The 5389-nt window shown below is 67.1% G+C and carries 5 protein-coding genes and 1 pseudogene; 3 read left to right on the forward strand and 3 right to left on the reverse strand.

All coding sequences use genetic code 11. From position 1 onward, the window contains the following. The first annotated feature begins 139 nt into the window (after positions 1–139). Positions 140–1008: pseudogene (locus tag ACWDEN_RS47710) on the forward strand (IS5 family transposase). A 9-nt stretch (positions 1009–1017) separates the two neighbouring features. Here the strand turns inward: ACWDEN_RS47710 and ACWDEN_RS47715 are convergent. The 3 genes from ACWDEN_RS47715 to ACWDEN_RS47725 all read right to left on the reverse strand — a co-directional run bounded on the left by ACWDEN_RS47715 (position 1018) and on the right by ACWDEN_RS47725 (position 3898). Next, the gene (locus ACWDEN_RS47715; RefSeq protein WP_351623415.1) at positions 1018–1479 is read right to left on the reverse strand and encodes a GNAT family N-acetyltransferase; all 462 of its coding nucleotides are present in this window, start codon (positions 1477–1479) and stop codon (positions 1018–1020) included. Between the two features lie 80 nt (positions 1480–1559). After that, entirely contained in the window at positions 1560–2999 is a 1440-nt protein-coding gene (locus tag ACWDEN_RS47720) for an AAA family ATPase (protein ID WP_450864377.1), read from the reverse strand. A 473-nt stretch (positions 3000–3472) separates the two neighbouring features. After that, the gene (locus tag ACWDEN_RS47725; protein ID WP_362820375.1) at positions 3473–3898 is read right to left on the reverse strand and encodes a winged helix-turn-helix transcriptional regulator; all 426 of its coding nucleotides are present in this window, start codon (positions 3896–3898) and stop codon (positions 3473–3475) included. 157 nt (positions 3899–4055) lie between these two features. Here ACWDEN_RS47725 and ACWDEN_RS47730 point away from each other — a divergent pair, with 157 nt between their 5' ends. Together ACWDEN_RS47730 and ACWDEN_RS47735 are read left to right on the forward strand one after the other, a co-directional pair. Further along, on the forward strand, positions 4056–4646 hold the full coding sequence (locus tag ACWDEN_RS47730) for a flavodoxin family protein (RefSeq protein ID WP_450864378.1): 591 nt from the start codon (positions 4056–4058) through the stop codon (positions 4644–4646). A gap of 106 nt (positions 4647–4752) precedes the next feature. Continuing rightward, positions 4753–4995, forward strand: a complete 243-nt coding sequence (locus tag ACWDEN_RS47735) for a tautomerase family protein (RefSeq protein ID WP_382726866.1) — start codon at positions 4753–4755, stop codon at positions 4993–4995. The last annotated feature ends 394 nt before the right edge of the window (positions 4996–5389 follow it).

Raw genomic sequence — 5389 nt, forward strand, 5'->3', positions numbered from 1 at the left:
TGCGGTGAAGATTCGACACCTCCACCACACACGGGGGCCTTCGCCACGATCAAGACCGGCCAGCGTTAACAACGCTCGTGATCAATACACCTAGGGCCTGTGTCGAAAGTGGATCTTGATGGTGCGATGATCTTGGTTCGTGGCACGTGGAGATCTGACGGACGCGCAATGGGCAGTAGGCTGTTGCCGAAAGGCAAGAAGCCCGGACGGCCGCTGGCGTGGGCCAGGAGGCAGCTGATCGACGGCATACGGTTCCGGGTCCGCACCGGCATCCCGTGGCGGGACCTGCCCGCCGAGTACGGGCCGTGGAGCCGGGCTTACGACCTGTTCCGCCGGTGGCAACGGGACGGCACTTGGCATCGAATCTTCACCGCGCTCCAGGCCCGGGCCGACGCGAAAGAGCTGATCACCTGGGACATCAACGTCGACTCCACGGTGTGCCGGGCCCACCAGCACGCCGCCGGCGCGAGGAAAAAGGGGAGCTGCAGAAGGAGCCACCTGGCGGCGTCAGCATCGAACCGGACGACCATGGTCTCGGGCGCTCGCGCGGCGGCCTGACCACGAAACTGCACCTGGCCGTCGAACAGGGCCAGAAGCCCATGTTCCATCGTGATCACGGCCGGGCAGCGGGGCGACTCCCCGCAGTTCGAGCCCGTCCTGAACAAGGTCCGTGTCCCGCGTCCCGGACCGGGCAGGCCGCGCACCCGGCCCGATCGGGTGCGCGCCGACAAAGCGTACGCATCCCGGAAGAACCGCGCTTACCTGAGGCGGCGCGGGATCCGCTGCACCATCCCGGACAAGGCCGACCAGGCCCGCAACCGCAAGAAACTCGGCTTCCGCGGCGGCCGGCCGCCGAAGTTCGACCCGCAGGACTACAAGGCCCGGCACGCGGTCGAGTGTGGCATCAATCGTCTCAAGAGGCACCGCGCCGTGGCCACCCGGTACGACAAGCTCGCGGTCCGCTACGAAGCGACCGTCCTCGTCGCGGCCATCAACGAGTGGCTATGACCCGCCACGTCACGATGGCGCTGCGTAACAGAGGATGGCCACCGTCTGGTAAGGGCTCCACTGCTGCTCGACTGTAGCCATCAGCTTCCAGCCCAGCCGCTCATACAGGGCTGCCGCGGCAGTATCGGATGCGACGACGTCGAGCACCGGATGCAGGCCACGACGCCGCGCTTCCTCCACTGCTCGGCCGATCAGCAGCGCACCGATCCCATGTCCCCTCGCCTGCGGGGCCACGAACAGTCTGCCGACCACGGCGGTCATACCCCGCGTCGCCCCGTTCCGCTCACTCCACAACATCGGGGCCAGATCACCTTCGCCGCCTTGCGACAAACTGACATGCCCAATCAGGCGGCCTTCGAGCTCGGCAACCCAGGAGCCCAGCACGGGACCGCGTGACAGCCACTCGCCCGGCCGATCAGGCCAGTTCACCGGATAGCCGTCAAGCTGATGGACCTCCGCGAGGACCCGCACACACTCCTCAACATCGCCATCAGCCCTCTGCCGGACGCAGAGGCTCGGCCTCTCATCAGGCACCCCGGAGCTCTCGATGTTCACTCCGGAATAGAAACACAGGCCACAGAGTCACAGCCAGCCACTTTCGACACAGGCCCTAGCAGCGGCGGAACGTCACTGCCGCGGCTTTGGGCGAAGGCGATCTCCCCGCGCAGCCGCTCCAGCCGGGCACGCTGCAGCTCGTCCAACGGGACCAACTCCGCAGTCGCGGTCAGCTCGTACGCCGCATCAGGCGCCCCAGCGTCCAGCTTCGCCTCAGCGGCCGCGAGCGCACGGGCTCCACGCCGGGCTGTATCGGGTGTCAGCTCGGTCGCCCGCTCCAAAAACGCCGCCACCGCCGCGCAGCCGCCGCGGGCTCGTGCCCGCTCAGCCGACTGCTCCAACTCGCCGGCAACTTCCTCGTCCGGGCCCAGCGCGGCACGGGCGCGATGCCATGCCCGGCGATCAGGGTCGAGCTGCGGATCGGTGGCGTCGGCCAGCGCGCGATGCACAGCTTGGCGGTCGCAGAGGGGCGCGTCCCAGTAGACCGCCGAGCGCACCAGCGGATGACGGAACCGCACCCGGGTACCCAGTTCGAGCAATCCGGCACTCTCGGCTGGTGCTGCCGCCTCCGCCCCGATCCCAAGCCGTTCAGCCGCACGCCACAACAAGGCGACATCGCCGACAGGGTCAGCCGCCGCCGTCAACAGAAGTCTCTGCGTCGGTGGCGGAAGCGACTTCACCCGCACCAGGAAGCTCTCCTCGATGCGGCTCGCCAACGACCCAGCGCCAGGCAGGTTGAACCCGCCGGCCAGCTGCGCCGGCGTCAACCATCGAGGCAACGCCAGCAGGGCCAGAGGGTTGCCGCGTGCCTCAGCGACCATTCGGTCTCGCACCTGTGCGTCCAGTCCCCCGCCGATCGCCGACTCGATCAACGAGCGCGCATCCTTGTCATCGAGCCCTGCAATCGCCATCTCCGGCAGACCGTCCAGCTCGGTTTCGCTGATCTCCCGCACTGCGAACACCAACAAGACCGACTCGGCGAGCAACCGTCGACCGACAAATGCCAGAGCCTGCACGCTGGCCTGATCAAGCCATTGCGCATCATCCACCAGGCAGACCAACAGCTGCTCCTGCGCGATGTCCGAAAACAACATCAGGACTGCCGTACCGATCACAAAGCGATCCGGCGAGTCCCCGGCACGCAAACCGAACGCAGCCTCCAGCGCGTCTCGCAGCGGACCCGGAAGATGCTTCACCTGGTGGAGCATCGGGACACACAGCTGATGCAAGCCGGCGAACGCGAGCTCCATCTCCGACTCGACACCCCCGGCACGGACGACACGGCACCCCGACGCCTGCCCCGCCAAGTAGTCCAGCAACGCCGACTTGCCAATCCCCGGCTCCCCACTGATCACCAGCGTGCCGCTGTAGCCCGATCGCGCCTCGGCGAGCAGCTGGTCGAGCCGCCGACATTCGGCAGTCCTGCCGCGCAACATGGGTCCGAGCCTCCTCCAGTCATCCTACGACCGGGGCACCACCCGCACCGCCTCCCGACCCGGGCGTCACGGCGCCGCGACTGGGGTCACCGAAGCACCCCTGACGATCCGCACCTGAAAGGAACCGCCGATCTACCCGGCGGCTCCCTTGCCGCGCATTTCGTGATCACAGCCGGCGATGCAGCGCCCGCAAATGCGATCGAGGGTCACGCTGATCATGCCGATCCGCGACACACCGTAGCGGCCCCGGGCTGCGATGCGTCGTCGAGTACGCCCCCGGCAAGGCCGGCATCGGGGATGGCACGGTCTACCGAGTGATGACCACTTTTGTGGATCCGGACAACGAGCAGGCCGAGCATGGTTCGCGCCCGCCGCCCGGAGCGGGAAGCCCTGTTTCCTTCATCGCATCGGGCGACATCCACCGGCGCGACGTCGCCTGGGCGGCTGGGTCGTAGGGTCGGGTCCGACGGCGACTATGGGCGGTGGTTTTGTGCGTCCTGTGTCGTGTCGTAGCGATTTCGGGCGGCGAGCACCTCGGGCATCTGGCGGTGGACCAGGTCGATCAGGTCTAGCAGGCGTGCGGCGGTCGCCTCGCCCAGTTCAGTGAGTGTGTAGTCCACCCACGGAGGGTTCCCGGGCTGCGCCGAGCGATGCACCAGGCCGTCGCGCTCCAAGGCACGCAGGGTCTGCGACAACATCTTCTCGCTGATGCCATCGACGCGCCGTCGCACTTCGTTGAAGCGCAGCGTGCCCGAGCTGAGCGCGCTGAGCGTCAGGCTGCCCCACTTGCCTGTGACGTGCTCCAGCGTCGGCCGCGAGGGGCACGCGCGAGCAAAGACGTCGAAGGCTCGCTCGCTGCCTGCCCCGGTGTGCTCCTGCGTCGTGCTGTCACTGTGCATTCACAAAGCGTACCAGCAGTTAGCGCTCACTGCTGGATTGCGCTTTCAAAAAGAACGTGCTCTTCTGGGTGTCGGCTCACCCCGATGCCTCCCATATCCGGGGCAGCACGCATCGAGCAGCACGCATCTACACGTATCTGTTAAGGAGAAAGTGATCGTGACCACACCTGTCGTCTCCATCGCCTACCACTCCGGCTTCGGCCATACCGCAGTCATCGCCGAGGGCGTCCGCGACGGCGCGGCCGCCGAGGGCGCCACTGTTCACCTGATCGACCTCGAGCAGATCTCCGACGAGCAGTGGAGCCTCCTCGACGGCTCGGACGCGATCATCTTCGGCTCGCCCACCTACATGGGTGCCGCCTCCGCCGTCTTCCAGGCCTTCGCCGAGAAGACCGCAAAGCGGATGATCACCCAGCAGTGGAAGGACAAGATCGCGGCCGGCTTCACCAACTCGGCTTCGAAGAGCGGCGACAAGCTCAACACCCTCCAGAACTTCACGGTCCTCGCCGCACAGCTCGGCATGCACTGGGTTGGCCTGGGCCTGCTGCCCGGCTGGAACTCCTCAACGGCGTCAGAGAACGACCTCAACCGGCTGGGCTTCTTCCTGGGCGCCGGCGCCCAAAGCAACAATGACCAGGGCACGGAGGGCGTACACAAGGCGGACGTCGCCACCGCCAGGGAATTGGGCAAGCGCGTCTCCGAGGTCGCCCGGGTGTTTGTGGCAGGCCGCACCGCACTGGCCGCCTGACGACGCCCGCCCCGGCGATCACCGTCGCCCACGGCTTCGCAGGCCGCATCGGAATCGCCGACCTGCTCCCCCAGCACGCCAGCCGCTGACAAGAACGGAACCAGACATGCCATTCGCAAACTTCAAGGTCCCCGCCGGCACCCTCGCCCCCGAACAGAAGGAGAAGATCATCCACCGCACAACAGAGCTCTACGTGGAGATCTTCGGCGAACGCGCCCGCGCCACCACCATGGTGCTGGTCGAGGAGGTCGCCGACGGTGGCTGGGGTATCGGCGACCAGGTGCTGACGCTCGCTGCGCTGCAGGGCGGCGGCGGGGGCGGGTCGGACGGGTCGGGTGGTGAGGTGTAGGGCTGGGGAGGTGAGGCGGTTCGCTTCGGGCGCGGCGGCGATCTCGCCGTGCCTGAACGGATCGTGCGTCGGGGTCGGCATGTTCGTGCTCGGATCCGCCGACGACATTCGTTCGCGGCGACGATCGCTGTGACGTGTGGTCGTCGCCCCGGCGTCGGCCCGTACTGGTAGCCGGATTCGGTCCTTGCCGAAGGCGGCCTGCTGCATTACGCCGAGCAGTTCGCCGAGGGCGGGTTGTGAGAGGGCGGTTCATAAGGCTTTGAGTTGTGGCTGCGGCTGACGTCGGCGCCGTTGTTCCGCTAGGGCCTGTGTGATGTTGTGATCAGGTAGTTGCCTTCAGGAGGTCGTTGATCCAGATCATCGAGGCACGGAGGTGGAGGCCGGCGAGGTAGCT

Source organism: Streptomyces sp. NPDC001153, from assembly GCF_053598315.1.